Annotated in this window: 12 protein-coding genes; 8 read left to right on the forward strand and 4 right to left on the reverse strand. The window is 40.8% G+C overall.

Going from position 1 to position 14,513, the window contains the following annotated elements:
• The first annotated feature begins 195 nt into the window (after nt 1-195).
• Nucleotides 196-1,158 (forward strand): quinolinate synthase NadA, encoded by a 963-nt coding sequence (nadA, locus tag H6F47_RS23605; protein ID WP_096571319.1) that lies wholly within the window; start codon nt 196-198, stop codon nt 1,156-1,158.
• A gap of 42 nt (nt 1,159-1,200) precedes the next feature.
• Here nadA and H6F47_RS23610 read toward each other — a convergent pair whose 3' ends face one another.
• The 4 genes from H6F47_RS23610 to H6F47_RS23625 form a co-directional block, all read right to left on the reverse strand.
• Nucleotides 1,201-2,106, reverse strand: a complete 906-nt coding sequence (locus H6F47_RS23610) for a hypothetical protein (protein ID WP_190651268.1) — start codon at nt 2,104-2,106, stop codon at nt 1,201-1,203.
• A gap of 120 nt (nt 2,107-2,226) precedes the next feature.
• Nucleotides 2,227-3,357, reverse strand: a complete 1,131-nt coding sequence (locus H6F47_RS23615; RefSeq protein ID WP_190348089.1) for a CO2 hydration protein — start codon at nt 3,355-3,357, stop codon at nt 2,227-2,229.
• Nucleotides 3,358-3,579: 222 nt separating this feature from the next.
• Nucleotides 3,580-5,079, reverse strand: coding sequence for an NADH-quinone oxidoreductase subunit M (locus tag H6F47_RS23620; RefSeq protein WP_096572803.1), 1,500 nt, complete (start codon nt 5,077-5,079; stop codon nt 3,580-3,582).
• Between the two features lie 137 nt (nt 5,080-5,216).
• The gene (locus tag H6F47_RS23625; RefSeq protein ID WP_190348088.1) at nt 5,217-7,073 is read right to left on the reverse strand and encodes an NAD(P)H-quinone oxidoreductase subunit F; all 1,857 of its coding nucleotides are present in this window, start codon (nt 7,071-7,073) and stop codon (nt 5,217-5,219) included.
• 863 nt (nt 7,074-7,936) lie between these two features.
• On the opposite strand from H6F47_RS23625, the gene H6F47_RS23630 reads away from it, so the two are divergent.
• The 7 genes from H6F47_RS23630 to H6F47_RS23660 all read left to right on the forward strand — a co-directional run bounded on the left by H6F47_RS23630 (nt 7,937) and on the right by H6F47_RS23660 (nt 14,153).
• Complete coding sequence (locus tag H6F47_RS23630; RefSeq protein ID WP_006276527.1) at nt 7,937-8,245, forward strand: carbon dioxide-concentrating mechanism protein CcmK; 309 nt, start codon at nt 7,937-7,939, stop codon at nt 8,243-8,245.
• A 99-nt stretch (nt 8,246-8,344) separates the two neighbouring features.
• Entirely contained in the window at nt 8,345-8,689 is a 345-nt protein-coding gene (locus H6F47_RS23635) for a carbon dioxide-concentrating mechanism protein CcmK (protein WP_096571313.1), read from the forward strand.
• A 6-nt stretch (nt 8,690-8,695) separates the two neighbouring features.
• Nucleotides 8,696-8,998, forward strand: a complete 303-nt coding sequence (locus H6F47_RS23640; RefSeq protein ID WP_190651265.1) for a EutN/CcmL family microcompartment protein — start codon at nt 8,696-8,698, stop codon at nt 8,996-8,998.
• 180 nt (nt 8,999-9,178) lie between these two features.
• Nucleotides 9,179-10,834, forward strand: coding sequence for a ribulose bisphosphate carboxylase small subunit (locus tag H6F47_RS23645; protein ID WP_096571309.1), 1,656 nt, complete (start codon nt 9,179-9,181; stop codon nt 10,832-10,834).
• Nucleotides 10,835-11,033: 199 nt separating this feature from the next.
• Nucleotides 11,034-11,816 (forward strand): transferase, encoded by a 783-nt coding sequence (locus tag H6F47_RS23650; protein WP_190348086.1) that lies wholly within the window; start codon nt 11,034-11,036, stop codon nt 11,814-11,816.
• Nucleotides 11,817-11,865: 49 nt separating this feature from the next.
• Nucleotides 11,866-12,651 carry a BMC domain-containing protein gene (locus H6F47_RS23655; RefSeq protein ID WP_096571305.1) on the forward strand — a complete coding sequence of 262 codons (786 nt, stop codon included), beginning with the start codon at nt 11,866-11,868 and terminating at the stop codon, nt 12,649-12,651.
• Nucleotides 12,652-13,211: 560 nt separating this feature from the next.
• Entirely contained in the window at nt 13,212-14,153 is a 942-nt protein-coding gene (locus tag H6F47_RS23660) for a LysR family transcriptional regulator (protein WP_137666641.1), read from the forward strand.
• Nucleotides 14,154-14,513 lie beyond the last annotated feature (360 nt).

Here is a 14,513-nt window from a genome sequence, read left to right on the forward strand (position 1 = left end):
TGTCGTACTGGTAGTTGTTTTGAGCGCGTAGGGGGATAATTGACTATCCCTTTTGAGCAAGTCTTAAAGAATCTGCGTGTCTTTAGACCGCAGAGTGTCAAAAATTACCCTCATCAATTGTCTACCATTTTTGGTAAAAACTACTATAATTGAATCCATAAAGTAACAATTTGTAATCAAAAGCAGTTCTTAATTGTGTTTACAACTAAACTCGCTCGACTACAGGGTACACTACCACTAGATTTATTTGCCGCTATTGAGGATCTGAAAACAGAACTCAACGCGGTGATATTAGCGCATTACTATCAAGATCCAGATATACAGGATATTGCAGATTTTATTGGTGATTCTTTACAATTAGCAAGAGCAGCAGCACAGACAAATGCAGATGTGATTGTGTTTGCTGGCGTTCACTTCATGGCAGAAACCGCAAAAATCCTCAATCCTGATAAATTGGTACTATTACCAGATTTAAATGCTGGTTGTTCTTTAGCTGATAGCTGTCCCCCAGATCAGTTTGCAGCTTTTAAAGCCGCACACCCAGACCATCTAGTAATTTCTTACATTAATTGCTCTGCCGAAATCAAGGCCATGAGCGATATTATCTGCACCAGTTCCAACGCTGTAAAAATTGTCCAGCAAATACCCAAAGAACAACCGATTATTTTTGCACCAGATCGGAACTTAGGACGGTACGTAATGCAGCAAACCGGACGGGATATGCTGTTATGGCAAGGTAGCTGTGTTGTTCATGAGACATTTTCGGAAAGGAAAATAGTTGAGTTAAAAACTACACATCCAGAAGCAGAGGCGATCGCTCACCCAGAATGTGAAACCAGCGTTTTACGTCACGCCAGCTATATCGGCTCTACAGCGGCTTTATTGAATTATTGTCAAAAAAGCCCTAGCCATGAGTTTATCGTGGCTACAGAGCCAGGAATCATCCACCAGATGCAAAAATTAGCACCGGGTAAACACTTTATTCCTGCCCCTCCTGAGAATAACTGCAATTGTAACGAATGTCCATTTATGCGGTTAAATACCTTAGAAAAGCTGTACCTAGCCATGAAAAACCGCACCCCTGAAATTACCATGTCAGAGGATATCCGTCTGGCAGCACTCAAACCCATGCAACGGATGTTAGAAATGAGTGTTTAGCCATCAGGAGGCAGGAGGCAGGAGGGAAATATTTTGCACCAATCACCAATCACCCATTTTTTCTGCTTCTTTCTCAGCAGCTTTACTATATTCCCTGTATAACTTAGTACGAATTTGTGCTTCTTGATATCGGCTATGACTAGGTGGAACCTGACTCATTAAATCAGAACCCCTTTGCCATATAGCAGCTAATTCCAACCACTGAGTTGAAGTTGCAGCTGTTTTACCAGCAGCAGAGGCTTGATTAGCAAGTCTCACTGCATCTGCAAATTTGTCATCAGATGTATCATTTGCCGATTGAGCAGGGCTTTTTTGAGCATGAGAGGATGATACTTCTGATTTAACTTCACCTGCGGTTTTTACAGAAGGAGAAATTTTTAATGGTATCAGATTTTTTATTGAATTACCTAAACGTTCATCAAACAAAGCAGCCAGCAAAAGTAATGCACACAAACTAACTGATCCAATGATCAGCTTCTTGATTGTATCTTTGTTTTTATCCTGGTTAGTAAGTAAAGATTGAGCTTTAGGTAAAATCGGTTTTCCAAACTCAGTATAGGCTGCTGTAAAATCTTGAATTAATTGCTGGAAAAGACTAGGCTGAGATAAAGTAATTTCCTGTGACCAAAGTAATTGATTTTCGCTATTGCGGTTAATTTCCTCCAACCATAATAATTGCTCTTCCCGCACAATGCGACTGTTGATCTTGACTTTGCGAATGTTACGCGGTGCAATGGACTCTAAAATTTGCTGGATGTTGGCTACCAAGGTAGACTGCTCAAGTTGTTCTACCGTAGCCGCTTCACATAAAATTTGTAACACACCATCGGCAAAGATCGCTCTAGTTCTGACACCAGACATCACGAGTCTTTCGTTCAATACCTGAATAATAGCGGCAACGCTGCCCTGGTGAGCTTGCCAAGCTATATCGTTGATTCTATCTACCATTTGAGATTGAGTGATCACTCTCGCACCCTGACCTATGAACTAACTCATTATCATTAATTTTGCACTCTGTTGTCACTAACTTCACCTAGTCTAAAGCAAACTTTTGTCTGTACCTATGTACTATTCATTTACTTCTAATAACCGAGAAGTTTTAAATCTATCCATCCACTTTTCTAAATATACCCGATTCGCTGTTTGCTCAGATTGATCTTCTGTATCTACAGGATAAGGCATCAATCCTAAAATAGCAGCACTGGTGACACAAAACATTGATTTTTGGAAACTCATACAAATTTGTACACGCAGATCATCTTCACCCCGCAAACTACGCTTATAAATTTCATGTAAATAATCTGGTAAATAATGGCGCATATCTTGCATTAACAATGTGGGAGGAATACCCGCACCACCAATAGGTAAAGGATCTGCATATAAAGCACCATATTGAAATCTTGCCTGATCTGGGGGAACTTGATATGCTTGGGCGTTTAAAGAAACAGTTCCTAAAAAGGGAGTTCCCCGGAAAAATACCGCTTCTACATAAGGAACTGCGGTATCTGGCAAGAATTTTAAACCAACTGATTTAGGAATAATATCATAGACTTTACCGCCAATTTTCACATCGTAGGTAATAGGTCTTAAAGCATCTTTTACCAAACCTGCTTTAATATGTTCCACAACTTCAGGAATTGATTTAATTTTACCTTGATCATAAAGGTCTGATAAGCTGAGAAAAATATCAGCCATGACTCGCCAAAATTGACCCAAACCACTATAATAGGCAGATACTCGCAACTGTTCAATTAAAAAATCAGGGAACAGATTGTTAATTCCTAACATTAAAGGATTATACTTAAACTTAGCAGCTATTACCGCTTCTGCTCTTTCTGCAAATTCTTTACTATCTAAATAATTATCTAAGCCACCACCACCATGCCACATCATGGTTTTCATGCAATATTCTGCATACTCAAAATTAATTCTGTCATGCCACCAATGACGCAGTAATTGAGATACAGAAACTTTACCATTAAAATATTTCAAAAATGGGAAAAACACTAAAAACTGATGTTCAGCAATGTAAATAAGATTTTGGGAATAAGCATCTAAAACCACACCATAACTTTTCAGAATACCCACTACTTCTAAAACATTTTCTGGGCTATCTTTCAGTAAAGCTTGTCCAGTTTGTAAACGCTGAATAAACTCATTCAAGGGATGATCAACGGGTTTGTTTTTGGTATTAACCATTAGTGTTTCTCCAGAACATCAACAATAACTACGTCTAAATAAGATAAATAAAAAAGACATCTCCATAAAAGAAATTATGGAACCTATTTATGGGGGCAGGTCGAAGCTTATGGGATATCTAGATGTCTGATTTTTCCGTTAAATTATCGCCCATAAGCTTCGCCCCTACGAATCCTGACTCCTGAATTCTTACCTAAAACTCTACTACAGACCTTACACCTTTTAATTTCTTTCCCCTTGATCTACTGATGCAGTGGCCACTAAGCTGGGAGTATTTACCATTCCTTGAATTGTCGCTTCGGTCCAATGTACTAACCAAGATGGTTGGATGCCAAAAACCACAATTAACACAGCTAAGATTAAAGCAGGAATGCGATCGCTCCAATATACTCTTGGTAAATTCATCACTTGCTCAGATAACCGCCCAAAAAAGGCACGATTTACCAAAATTAAGAAATAAACCGCCGTTAAACCAGTTCCCAGCATTGATAACAGGGTTTGTACAGGAAAAACTGCATAACTACCCCGAAATACAATAAATTCGGAAATAAAACCCACCATTCCAGGTATACCTGCGCTGGCCATGACTCCTAAAATAATCAAACTACCAATCACTGGCATTCCTCTTTCTGGGTTCAGTAATCCCCGAATTACTTCTAAATCACGGCTACCAGCTTTTTGATACACAACCCCCACCAAGAGAAACATCAACGCAGAAATTAAACCGTGACTCACCATTTGCATGACAGCACCCAAGACGCTGAGGGGTGTTGCTGCTGCTGCTGCTAATAAAATATAGCCCATGTGTCCGATAGAACTATAGGCTACCATTTTTTTCATGTCCGTTTGCGCGATCGCACAGGATGCACCAAACAATACACTAATCACCGCATAAGTTGCTAACGTTGGTGCTAGATATTCCCAAGCTTGGGGTAACAAGTTCATCCCAAATCTGAGTAAACCATAAGTTCCTAATTTCAACAATACCCCAGCTAATAAAACAGAAATTGGTGTAGAAGCTTCGACGTGGGCATCGGGCAACCAAGTATGAAAAGGAACGAGAGGAATTTTAATGCCAAACCCAACTAAAATTCCTGCTAATAATAATAGTTGAGTGGCTAAAGGTAGAGTGTGAGCATTTAAAGTTGCTAGTCCAAAACTAGGAGAATGACTCAACCAAACCATGCCCAAAAAACTAGCTAAAATTAAGATTCCCGAAATCGCAGTATAAATCAGAAACTTAGTAGCAGCATACCCCCGTTTTGCACCACCCCAAATAGCAATCAAAAGATAGAGGGGAATCAATTCCAATTCATAAAACAGGAAAAATAACAATAAATCCTGTGCTAAAAAAGCTCCTGTCACCCCTGCACTCAGCAGCAGCACCAAGGAGTAATAAAATTTAGGACGTTGAAGAGATTCATTACTACTATAGATGGCAATACCTGTTAAAAGTCCATTTAACAACAGCAATGGCAAGGATAAACCATCTACACCTAAATTATAGTTTAAACCTAACGCATCTATCCAAGGTAACGACTCAGCAAACTGTATTCCCACTTCCCCAGGATTAAATTTAATTGTCAGGAAAACCGTCCACAGAAAAATAATTACCGCCAAGGCCAAAGCTATTTTACGGGCAATTTTCCCACTCAGAGTAGCGGGATAGAAACCAATTAAAGCTGCACCCAGTAACGGCAGCAATATCAATGTACTTAGCATCATAATGAGGAGTTCAGGAGTTTAGGAGTTTAGGAGTTCAGGAGTCAGGAAGGAGGAAGTAGGGGAAGTAGAGGAAGTAGGGGAGGTAAATAACCCAGTCACCAGTCCCCAGTCCCCAGTCCCCAGTCCCCAGTCCCCTAAAAAGGCAATTTATCCAGTAAACCCAAGGACCAGCTAATAAAGAAACCAAGAAGGCTGATCACAACGAGGATAGTTAACATATAACCTTGGGATTGACCGGAAATGCTGTATTTTAAGCTTTGTCCGCCAAAAATAGTGGCAAAGCCGACTAAGTTTACCAACCCATCCACTAAATAGCGATCGCTCCATGCAGATATCTTGGACAATAATGCTACTGCACTAACTATGGTGAAGCGATAAACTCTATCAATGTAAAAATCATACCCTAGTAAATCTTGTAAAAATCTCCAGCCCAGAATTGTGGATCTTGACCAACCTTTATGCAAGTAAATCGTTGAGCCAATCACCACCCCTAAGACCGTGGAAGTCATCAAAGCTAATACAATGTACCAATCAATACTTTCCCAGTTTGGTAGTAAGTACCATTGCTGAAGCATCATTGGTATTAGCAGGGTGATGATAGTTAAAGTCACCATTGGCAAAGCCATTGGCCAACCGACTTCTGGGGCGCGGCGTGTTTTCTGTTGTGGTTTTCCCCAAAAGATGAGCCGGAAAACTCTGGTTAAATTTAAAGCTGTCAAGCCATTAACCAAAACTAAAACTGCAATCACCCAAGGGTTAACTTTGATTAAGCCATCAGCCCAAGCCAACATTGCCCAAAAACTACCCAAGGGTAATAATGTCACCATCCCTGCTGAACCAACTACAAAGGCGGTGGTAGTAGCTGGCATTCTTGACCACAAACCACCCATTTCTGTTAAGTCTTGACTTTGGGTGGTATATATGATAGAGCCGGAACTCATAAATAATAAGGCTTTGGCGATCGCATGAGTTAGCAACAACATCAAAGCCACTCCACCCTGTTCTAAACCCACTGCCAAAAACACCAACCCCATATAGGCACTAGTGGAATGAGATAAAGCCCGCTTAATATCAATCTGGGCTATTGACACCAATGTTGCACCCACCGCAGTCACCGTACCCATAATTACCAAGGCATTGAGCGCCACAGGGGATAGAACTAATATGGGCTGAATCTTGTACAAAACATAAGCACCACCAGCCACTACCAAAGAGTTTCGCATTACCGAAGCCGGGTTTGGTCCTTCCATTGCCTCATCTAACCACAAATGTAGGGGAAATTGGGCGCACTTACCAGCAGGACCAGCTATCAAAGCTATACCCAGTAATGTTGATGTTAATGGACTTAAATTAGCGGTTTGTACCCACTCATACAAGTCAGAAAAGTTCAAACTACCAGCTTGGGTGGAAAGCGTGACAACAGCCATCAGCAATAATAAATCTCCCACACGCTTGGTTAAAAACGCATCTCGCGCTGCTGTGACTACCAAGGGTTGAGCATACCAAAAACCCACCAACAAGTAAGTAGAAAGGGTGAGAACTTCCAGCAAGGCATAACTGAGGAACAAAGAATCACTAATCGCTAAACCAGTCAAAGCGGCTTCAAAAAATCCCAAAAGCCCAAAAAATCTGGCTAAAGACCAGTCTTTCTCCATGTAACCCAGGGCATAAATTTGAGCTAATAAACTTAATCCTGTGATTAAAACTATTGCCCCAATACTTACTGGTGACAGTTCTAAAGCAAAGGTTAACTTAAAATCCGCAGCTTGAAACCAAGTAATTAATAAATTTTCTTGGTCTCTGTTCCAGATGTCTCGAAATACAATCAGGCTATGGATAAAACCTAGTAAGGTCGTCAACAAGTTCAAGTAAGCAGCAGGTCTAGGTCCTGTACGTTGAATTAACCCAATGCCCCAAGGCAGTGTTAAAATTGCCCCTAGTAAGTTATAAAAAGGTATAAACCAACTGGTGAAAAATAGAACTTCATTCATTTAATTTTTCCTTGACGACTCAGTCTTTGGTTTCTTAAACAGCCTTAAATCAATCATTTGCTTAAAAAATGTTAATTTTGAAAAAATCAAGTTTTTCTTAACTATTTCTCAAAACGCTTGAATCAGTATTTTTACTTTATTTTTACTTTCACCTGCGCTATTCACGGGCTGTTAGATATAAATTTACAAAATTTACAAAATTTACAAAATTTACAAAATTTACAGATTTCGCAGCATTTACTGATTTTCAGTATTCAGCAATCTTGTTAAAAAAAACAAGGACAAAAGCCAGTCGGTAAATTTGTATTGTGGAATTGGGCAAACTTTTAATTTCATCAAAAACCTCTCTGCTTATAATTAGGTTAAAACTGATTACTGATAGCTGAATGCTGACTAATTATCTTCTTTAATCATCTGATGGAACATTTGTCTTCCTACTTTGAAAAAAGAATTTTATACTTTATATTTAAAAATCTTATATATTGTTCATTCAATATCTGTGCCAATAGCAAAAATCAAGGAAAGACTGAGACAGTAAAATATACAGCCTTTGTTCAATCCTGAGTAGTTCAGATTAGCCCTGGCTATGAATGTGATTTTTTAAAGTAATAAAAAAATTATAAAGCATAAGTGGCCACTCTAGGAAACCGTGAACTTTGATGTATTTTTTGGGTATATTAAGTTTTGTTAAGTTTTTTAAAAGTATTTTATCATAAACTATTATAGTAATTTATGTTGCCAGGGATGCCAAGGTTTCATATCCTTAATTTTAGAAGTATTTTTCTTCAATGCTCAAAATGAGCATCCCCGTCAAAAAAATACACCCATAGTACAGATTGTATTAAATTTTTAGGAGTTCTGCGATGCCAATTGCAGTTGGAATGATTGAGACAAAAGGGTTTCCAGCAGTAGTAGAAGCTGCGGATGCGATGGTAAAAGCAGCCCGTGTTACCTTAGTAGGCTATGAAAAAATCGGTAGTGCGCGTGTTACCGTAATTGTGCGGGGTGATGTATCTGAAGTACAAGCTTCAGTAGCAGCGGGAATTGAAGCCGCAAGAAGAGTCAATGGTGGTGAAGTTTTGTCTACTCATATCATTGCTCGTCCCCACGAAAACCTAGAATATGTATTACCGATTCGGTACACAGAAGCAGTAGAACAGTTCCGAACCTAAACACTTTTAAAATAAAGTGGTTAAAGGATTTGCTTGCTTACGTGGAAAATTTGTCTGTTTGTTGTTTGTTGAAAAATTTGATTTAAGGATAAAAGAATAATGTCAATTGCAGTGGGAATGGTGGAAACCCTGGGCTTTCCAGCAGTAGTAGAAGCTGCTGATGCTATGGTAAAAGCGGCTCGTGTTACCTTAGTAGGCTATGAAAAAATTGGTAGCGGTCGGGTAACAGTTATTGTGCGTGGTGACGTTTCCGAAGTCCAAGCTTCTGTAGCAGCAGGAGTAGAAAACGTGAAACGAGTTAACGGTGGACAAGTGTTGTCTACACACATAATTGCTCGTCCTCACGAAAACCTGGAATATGTACTGCCAATTAGATATACAGAGGATGTTGAACAATTCCGGGAAGGTGTAAGCGGAATTCGTCCTTTCAGAAGCAGACAATAATTAAGAATGCAAATTGCTAAAGTGCGTGGCACAGTAGTTAGCACCCAAAAAGATCCGAGTCTGCGGGGTGTAAAACTACTAATGTTGCAATTAGTAGATGAAACCGGAAATCTCCTCTCAGAATATGAGGTAGCAGCCGATAGTGTGGGAGCAGGAGTAGATGAGTGGGTACTTGTCAGTAGAGGCAGTGCCGCTCGTCAAGTTCTTGGTAACGAACAACGTCCGTTAGATGCAGCAGTAGTGGCGATAATAGATACCATTCACGTTGAAGATCGTTTCATTTACAGCAAAAAAGATCAATATAGATAGTCAGGGAACAGGTGACAGGTGACAGGTGATAGAAGTATATAGCAGGGGAGCAGGGAGCAGGGAGCAGGGGGCAAGAATAACCACCAACCACTGATTACTGACCACTGATTACTGACCACTGATTACTGATTACTGACCACTAAAAACTGACAAAAAGCATATTTGAGGAGGAATCTCACAATGGCAGTCCGCAGCACGGCGGCACCCCCAACCCCGTGGTCTAGGAGTTTAGCTGAACCAGATATCCATCAAACCGCATTTGTACATTCTTCTTGTAATCTCATTGGGGATGTACACCTGGGTCAGAATGTGATTATTGCTCCAGGAACTTCGATTAGAGCAGATGAAGGTACACCTTTTTATATTGGTGAAAATACTAATATTCAAGATGGTGTAGTCATTCATGGGTTGGAGCAAGGCCGAGTAATTGGTGATGATGGCGAAAAATACTCGGTATGGATTGGTAAAAATGCTTCTATTACCCACATGGCGCTGATTCATGGACCAGCTTATGTTGGGGACAGTTGCTTTATAGGTTTTCGCTCCACTGTCTTTAACGCCAGAGTCGGAGCAGGTTGCATCGTCATGATGCACGCATTAATACAAGATGTAGAAATTCCTCCGGGGAAATACGTAGCTTCTGGTTCTATTATTACGACCCAGCAACAAGCGGATCGTCTGCCAGATGTACAAGATCAGGATCAGCAATTTGCTCACCACGTTGTGGGGATAAATCAGGCTTTGCGGGCTGGTTATCGCTGTGCAGAGGATCTCAAGTGTATTACCCCAATTCGGGATGAACTGAATGTTTCTGGGGCAAAATCTTATACAAGCATTACCGTTGAAGAATTGGATAGGAGTAGTGAAGTGGCAAGCAAATTGGGTGCAGAAACGATAGAGCAAGTGCGCTATCTACTGGAACAAGGTTATAAAATTGGCACAGAACACGTAGATCAAAGACGTTTCCGCACAGGTTCTTGGCAAAGCTGTAAGGCTATTGAAACCCGGTCATTAGGGCAAGCGATCGCAGCCTTAGAATCTTGTTTAGTAGACCACAGTGGCGAGTATGTGCGGTTGTTCGGCATTGACAATGGTAGAAAACGGGTATTAGAAACCATCATTCAACGTCCTGATGGTGTAGTTAGCAACGGTACATCTAGCTTTAAAGCTCCGGCGGCTACATCTTACAGCAGCTACAACGGCAATGGTCATGGTAACGGTGCTGTTGCCAGTGGTAGCCTCAGTGCCGAAACCATTAACCAAATTCGCCAACTTTTGGCTAATGGCTACAAAATTGGTACAGAACACGTGGATGAGCGTCGTTTCCGTACAGGTACATGGCAAAACTGCCAACCCATTGAAACAAATTCTGCTAATGAGGTAGTAGCAGCGTTAGAAGATTGTATGGTTTCCCATCAGGGGGAATATGTACGTTTAATTGGCATTGATGCTAAAGCTAAACGTCGCGTACTAGAAACCATTATCCAACGTCCTAACGGACAAGTAGTATCTTCTGGCACAGCGAAACCAGCAGCAGCTTCTTATGGTGGTGGAACTGCAACCGTAACTAGCACCCGTTTAAGTGCAGAAGTTGTAGATCAACTGAGACAGTTGTTACAAGGTGGGTTGAAAATTAGCGTAGAACACGTAGACCAGCGCCGTTTCCGTACAGGTACTTGGGCGAGTGCCGGACAAATTGAAGCGAGAACAGAAAGAGATGCGATCGCTGCTGTAGAAGCTTGCCTCTCTGAATATCCAGGTGAATACGTGCGTTTAATTGGAATCGACACCGCAGCAAAACGCCGCGTGTTAGAAGCAATTATTCAGCGTCCATAATTTTAGGTGATAGGTGACAGAAGGCAGGAGTCAGGAGTCAGGAGTCAGGAGTCAGGAGTCAGGAGTCAGGAGTCAGGAGAATTTAAGAATAAAGAATTAATTTTTCTTCCCCTGCTTCCCCTGCTTCCCCTGCTTCCCCCACCTACCTATCTCAAAATATTCAACATTAATTTTTCCGGCTTCCGAGGTAATAAATTCCATGTCTGTGCCGCTGCTACGCCTGGGCAACAGTTTTGATTTTTTTATGAGTGGCGATGTCAATATTCATGAAACCGCCGTAATAGCACCAGGGGTAATACTCCAAGCAGCTGCCAACAGTAAAATTATTATTGGTCCTGGGGTTTGTATTGGCATGGGGTCAATTCTCCAAGTCAATGAGGGTATCCTAGAAATAGAAGTAGGAGCAAACCTGGGAGCCGGCTTTTTGATGGTTGGCCAAGGCAAAATTGGGGCTAATGCTTGTATTGGTGCTGCTACGACAGTGTTTAACTGTTCCGTCGCACCGGAGCAAGTAGTACCATCAGGTTCAATTCTGGGAGATAGCAGTCGGCAAATTGATGAAAATCAAAATCAACCAACGGTAGAAACTTCTTCTGATACCACGGTGACAAATCCCCCAGAAGCAGAACCAGAGAACCCAGAGGAAAAAGTAGTTACTTCTACTCAATTCTCTGCTGTGGCTTTTGTAGAGTTTAAACAAGAATCTACTTCCGTACCTCCACCTTCTCCCACTCCTAAAAGCCAGTCGCCTCCAGTTGCAGCAACTCCCCTGGTTACTGACTCTACTCTTACAGAAACAACTCTCCCAGGCTCTCCAGAAACTAACTCTCAAGCACCCGAACCCAGTCCTGCTAACACTGAAAGTTCTCAAATTTTTGGAACACAGATATATGGACAAGGAAGCATTAATAGACTATTGACTACATTGTTTCCCAATCGGCAACCCTTGAGTAACCAAAACTCTGAAAATTCTTCAGAGTAAGTGTTATTTGTTAGTTGTCTGCCTTTGCGAGAATCCTGGTGAATTTATGATGGAAACATACAACCAACGCTCTCTTAGTACCATCCATGCACCACGTCGCCGCGATCCCCTCAAGGATGCAGCCTTGGGTATGGTATCCACTCTCAGTTTTCCGGCTATTGTTGGCACGGCTGATATGATGCTCAAGTCGGCTGGTGTTCATTTAGTCGGCTATGAAAAAATTGGTAGTGGTCACTGTACGGCTATTGTTCGGGGTAATATTGCTGATGTACGTCTAGCTGTGGAAGCTGGTGTACAAACAGCAGAACAGTTTGGACAATTGGTGTCTAGTTTGGTTATTCCTCGGCCTTATCCCAATTTGGATATAGTTCTACCTATTAACCGTCTCACGCAAATAATGGAGGATGGCAGTTACAGCCGTTTGAGTAATCAAGCGATTGGTTTGGTGGAAACTCGTGGTTTTCCGGCAATGGTAGGGGCTTGTGATGCTATGCTGAAATCAGCAGATGTCCATTTAGCTTCCTATGAAAAAATTGGTGCGGGCTTGTGTACCGCTATTATTCGGGGTACGGTGGCTAATGTGGCTGTTGCTGTAGAAGCGGGAATGTATGAGGCAGAAAGGATTGGTGAGTTAAACGCTGTCATGGTGATTCCGCGACCTTTGGATGAGTTGGAACAAACCTTGCCTGTGGCTAGTTGCTGGGTGGAAGAACGTCAACCAGTGAATATACCCTTGAATATCAAGGATAAAATTGTTGATGCAGAAGCTGTGGAATTACCTGATTTAGCGAAATTGCCTGTTAAGGTTAAGGAAGAACTTTGGAGTGATGAGTGATGAATGATGAATGGTGAATAATCAATTATATGTAGCTGTGGACAAGAACTTTAAGACATGATTGAAAAATCAAACCTAGTTTTGACAAGGGTTTTACGTTTGCCTTTTGCCTCTTGCCTTCTGCTATATTTTCGATATTCAGCATTCATCTTGGGTTAGAAGGAATCTTACGTTTTGTGTTGTTTTGATCATATCTTTTCAATTCCATAAGTCCAATACTACACTTCTGATAGCGAGGATAGATTTTTCCCTATACTTACACTCATAACTTTAATATGTGTGCCACTACACAATATGTCAGTGTTAAGTAATACTAAATATATATAGTAGTCGGCAGATAATGAGGATCATCTCAAATTCTACAATCTTTGTAAAACAAGAGTTGTCACAATCTTACTGCTGACTAATATATCTAACCCAAGTTGCTAGTTACAAAAAAGTCAGGGTGTAGGGGTGTAGGAGAAAAACTTAATTCTTGGTTCTGAACTTCTGAACTTCTGAACTTCTAACACAACTAGCAAATTAAGTTATCTATTAACTGCTATTAGAGGAGAATCACCTTGAACCAAGCGACACTGCACCAGTTGAAGGTGTTCGAGGCCGCTGCAAGACACGGTAGCTTTACCCGTGCTGCTGAAGAGTTATTTCTCACCCAACCGACTGTATCAATGCAAATCAAGCAACTAACAAAATCTGTGGGGTTGCCATTGTTTGAACAGGTGGGAAAACGCTTATTTTTAACAGAAGCGGGACATCAGTTATTTGCCACTTGTCGCCAGATTTTTGACACTATCGCCCAGTTTGAAATGACTGTTGCGAATTTAAAGGGGCTAAAACAAGGTCAATTGCGTTTGGGGGTAATTACCACAGCTAAATATATTATTCCCCGTTTGTTGGGTCCGTTTTGCCAACTTTATCCGGGAATTGATATTTCGCTACAGGTAACAAATCATGAAGGTATTTTAGATCGGATGATTACTAATTTGGACGACTTGTATATTATGAGTCAAGTTCCAGATCATTTGGATATCAATTGTCAACCTTTTTTGGAAAATCCTTTAGTGGTTTTTGCTCCCGCTGGGCATCCGTTAGCAAAGGAAAAAAATATTCCTTTAGAACGACTGGGAGAAGAACCATTTATTATGCGCGAACCTGGTTCCGGCACACGCCGCGCTGTGCAAAGTCTCTTAGATGAACATGGGGTGAAGGTCAAGGTGAAATTGGAATTAGGGAGTAATGAAGCAATAAAACAGGCTATAGTTGGAGGCTTGGGAATTTCGGTGCTATCTCGTCATACTTTGTTGACGGATGCCCATGAGTTTAGTATTTTGGATGTCCAGCATTTTCCCATTAAGCGGACTTGGTATATAGCTTATCCAGCAGGTAAACAATTATCTATTGTTGCTCGTACTTATTACGAGTATCTATTAGAAGCAGCAAGGAAAATTGTGGAACAGGAAATTGCTCCTCTCAGTATTAAGGTTGAGCAACTTCCGTCATAAAATTTGCATCAAATTTACATTCAAAACTTCCTTACTGCTTGACGGTGCAACAGGAAACCATTGACAATTAACCAACATAATTATTAAACCAGTGAACAGGCAAAAGGTGACAGTGATAACTGGTAACTGTTAAACATGGTGGAAAACTGGCAATGGTAAACTCGGAATTATCATCTTGGCGTAAAACAATACAAAGCTAGATTGTATCTGTCACAGTCTATGGTGACAAAGCTTTGGTTACAAGAAGAGGTGTAATAAGCTGTTGTGCATTTAATTTGTATAAGTGGAACAGGCATCTTGCCTGTTAAACAAGAGTTCAGAATATTAGGATTATACAATTTAGCTGTGTAACAGCTTATC

Source organism: Sphaerospermopsis sp. FACHB-1094 (assembly GCF_014696195.1).
In the GTDB taxonomy this organism is placed as follows: domain Bacteria; phylum Cyanobacteriota; class Cyanobacteriia; order Cyanobacteriales; family Nostocaceae; genus Sphaerospermopsis; species Sphaerospermopsis kisseleviana.

Excerpts from the sequence above, each read along its gene's own strand:
- H6F47_RS23630 (WP_006276527.1), top strand. The coding sequence starts at position 7,937 with ATGCCAATTGCAGTTGGAATGATTGAGACAAAAGGGTTTCCAGCAGTA.
- H6F47_RS23620 (WP_096572803.1), bottom strand. The coding sequence starts at position 5,079 with ATGCTAAGTACATTGATATTGCTGCCGTTACTGGGTGCAGCTTTAATT.
- H6F47_RS23635 (WP_096571313.1), top strand. The coding sequence starts at position 8,345 with ATGTCAATTGCAGTGGGAATGGTGGAAACCCTGGGCTTTCCAGCAGTA.
- H6F47_RS23650 (WP_190348086.1), top strand. The coding sequence starts at position 11,034 with ATGTCTGTGCCGCTGCTACGCCTGGGCAACAGTTTTGATTTTTTTATG.
- H6F47_RS23625 (WP_190348088.1), bottom strand. The coding sequence starts at position 7,073 with ATGAATGAAGTTCTATTTTTCACCAGTTGGTTTATACCTTTTTATAAC.
- H6F47_RS23645 (WP_096571309.1), top strand. The coding sequence starts at position 9,179 with ATGGCAGTCCGCAGCACGGCGGCACCCCCAACCCCGTGGTCTAGGAGT.
- H6F47_RS23615 (WP_190348089.1), bottom strand. The coding sequence starts at position 3,357 with ATGGTTAATACCAAAAACAAACCCGTTGATCATCCCTTGAATGAGTTT.
- H6F47_RS23655 (WP_096571305.1), top strand. The coding sequence starts at position 11,866 with ATGGAAACATACAACCAACGCTCTCTTAGTACCATCCATGCACCACGT.
- H6F47_RS23640 (WP_190651265.1), top strand. The coding sequence starts at position 8,696 with ATGCAAATTGCTAAAGTGCGTGGCACAGTAGTTAGCACCCAAAAAGAT.
- H6F47_RS23610 (WP_190651268.1), bottom strand. The coding sequence starts at position 2,106 with ATGGTAGATAGAATCAACGATATAGCTTGGCAAGCTCACCAGGGCAGC.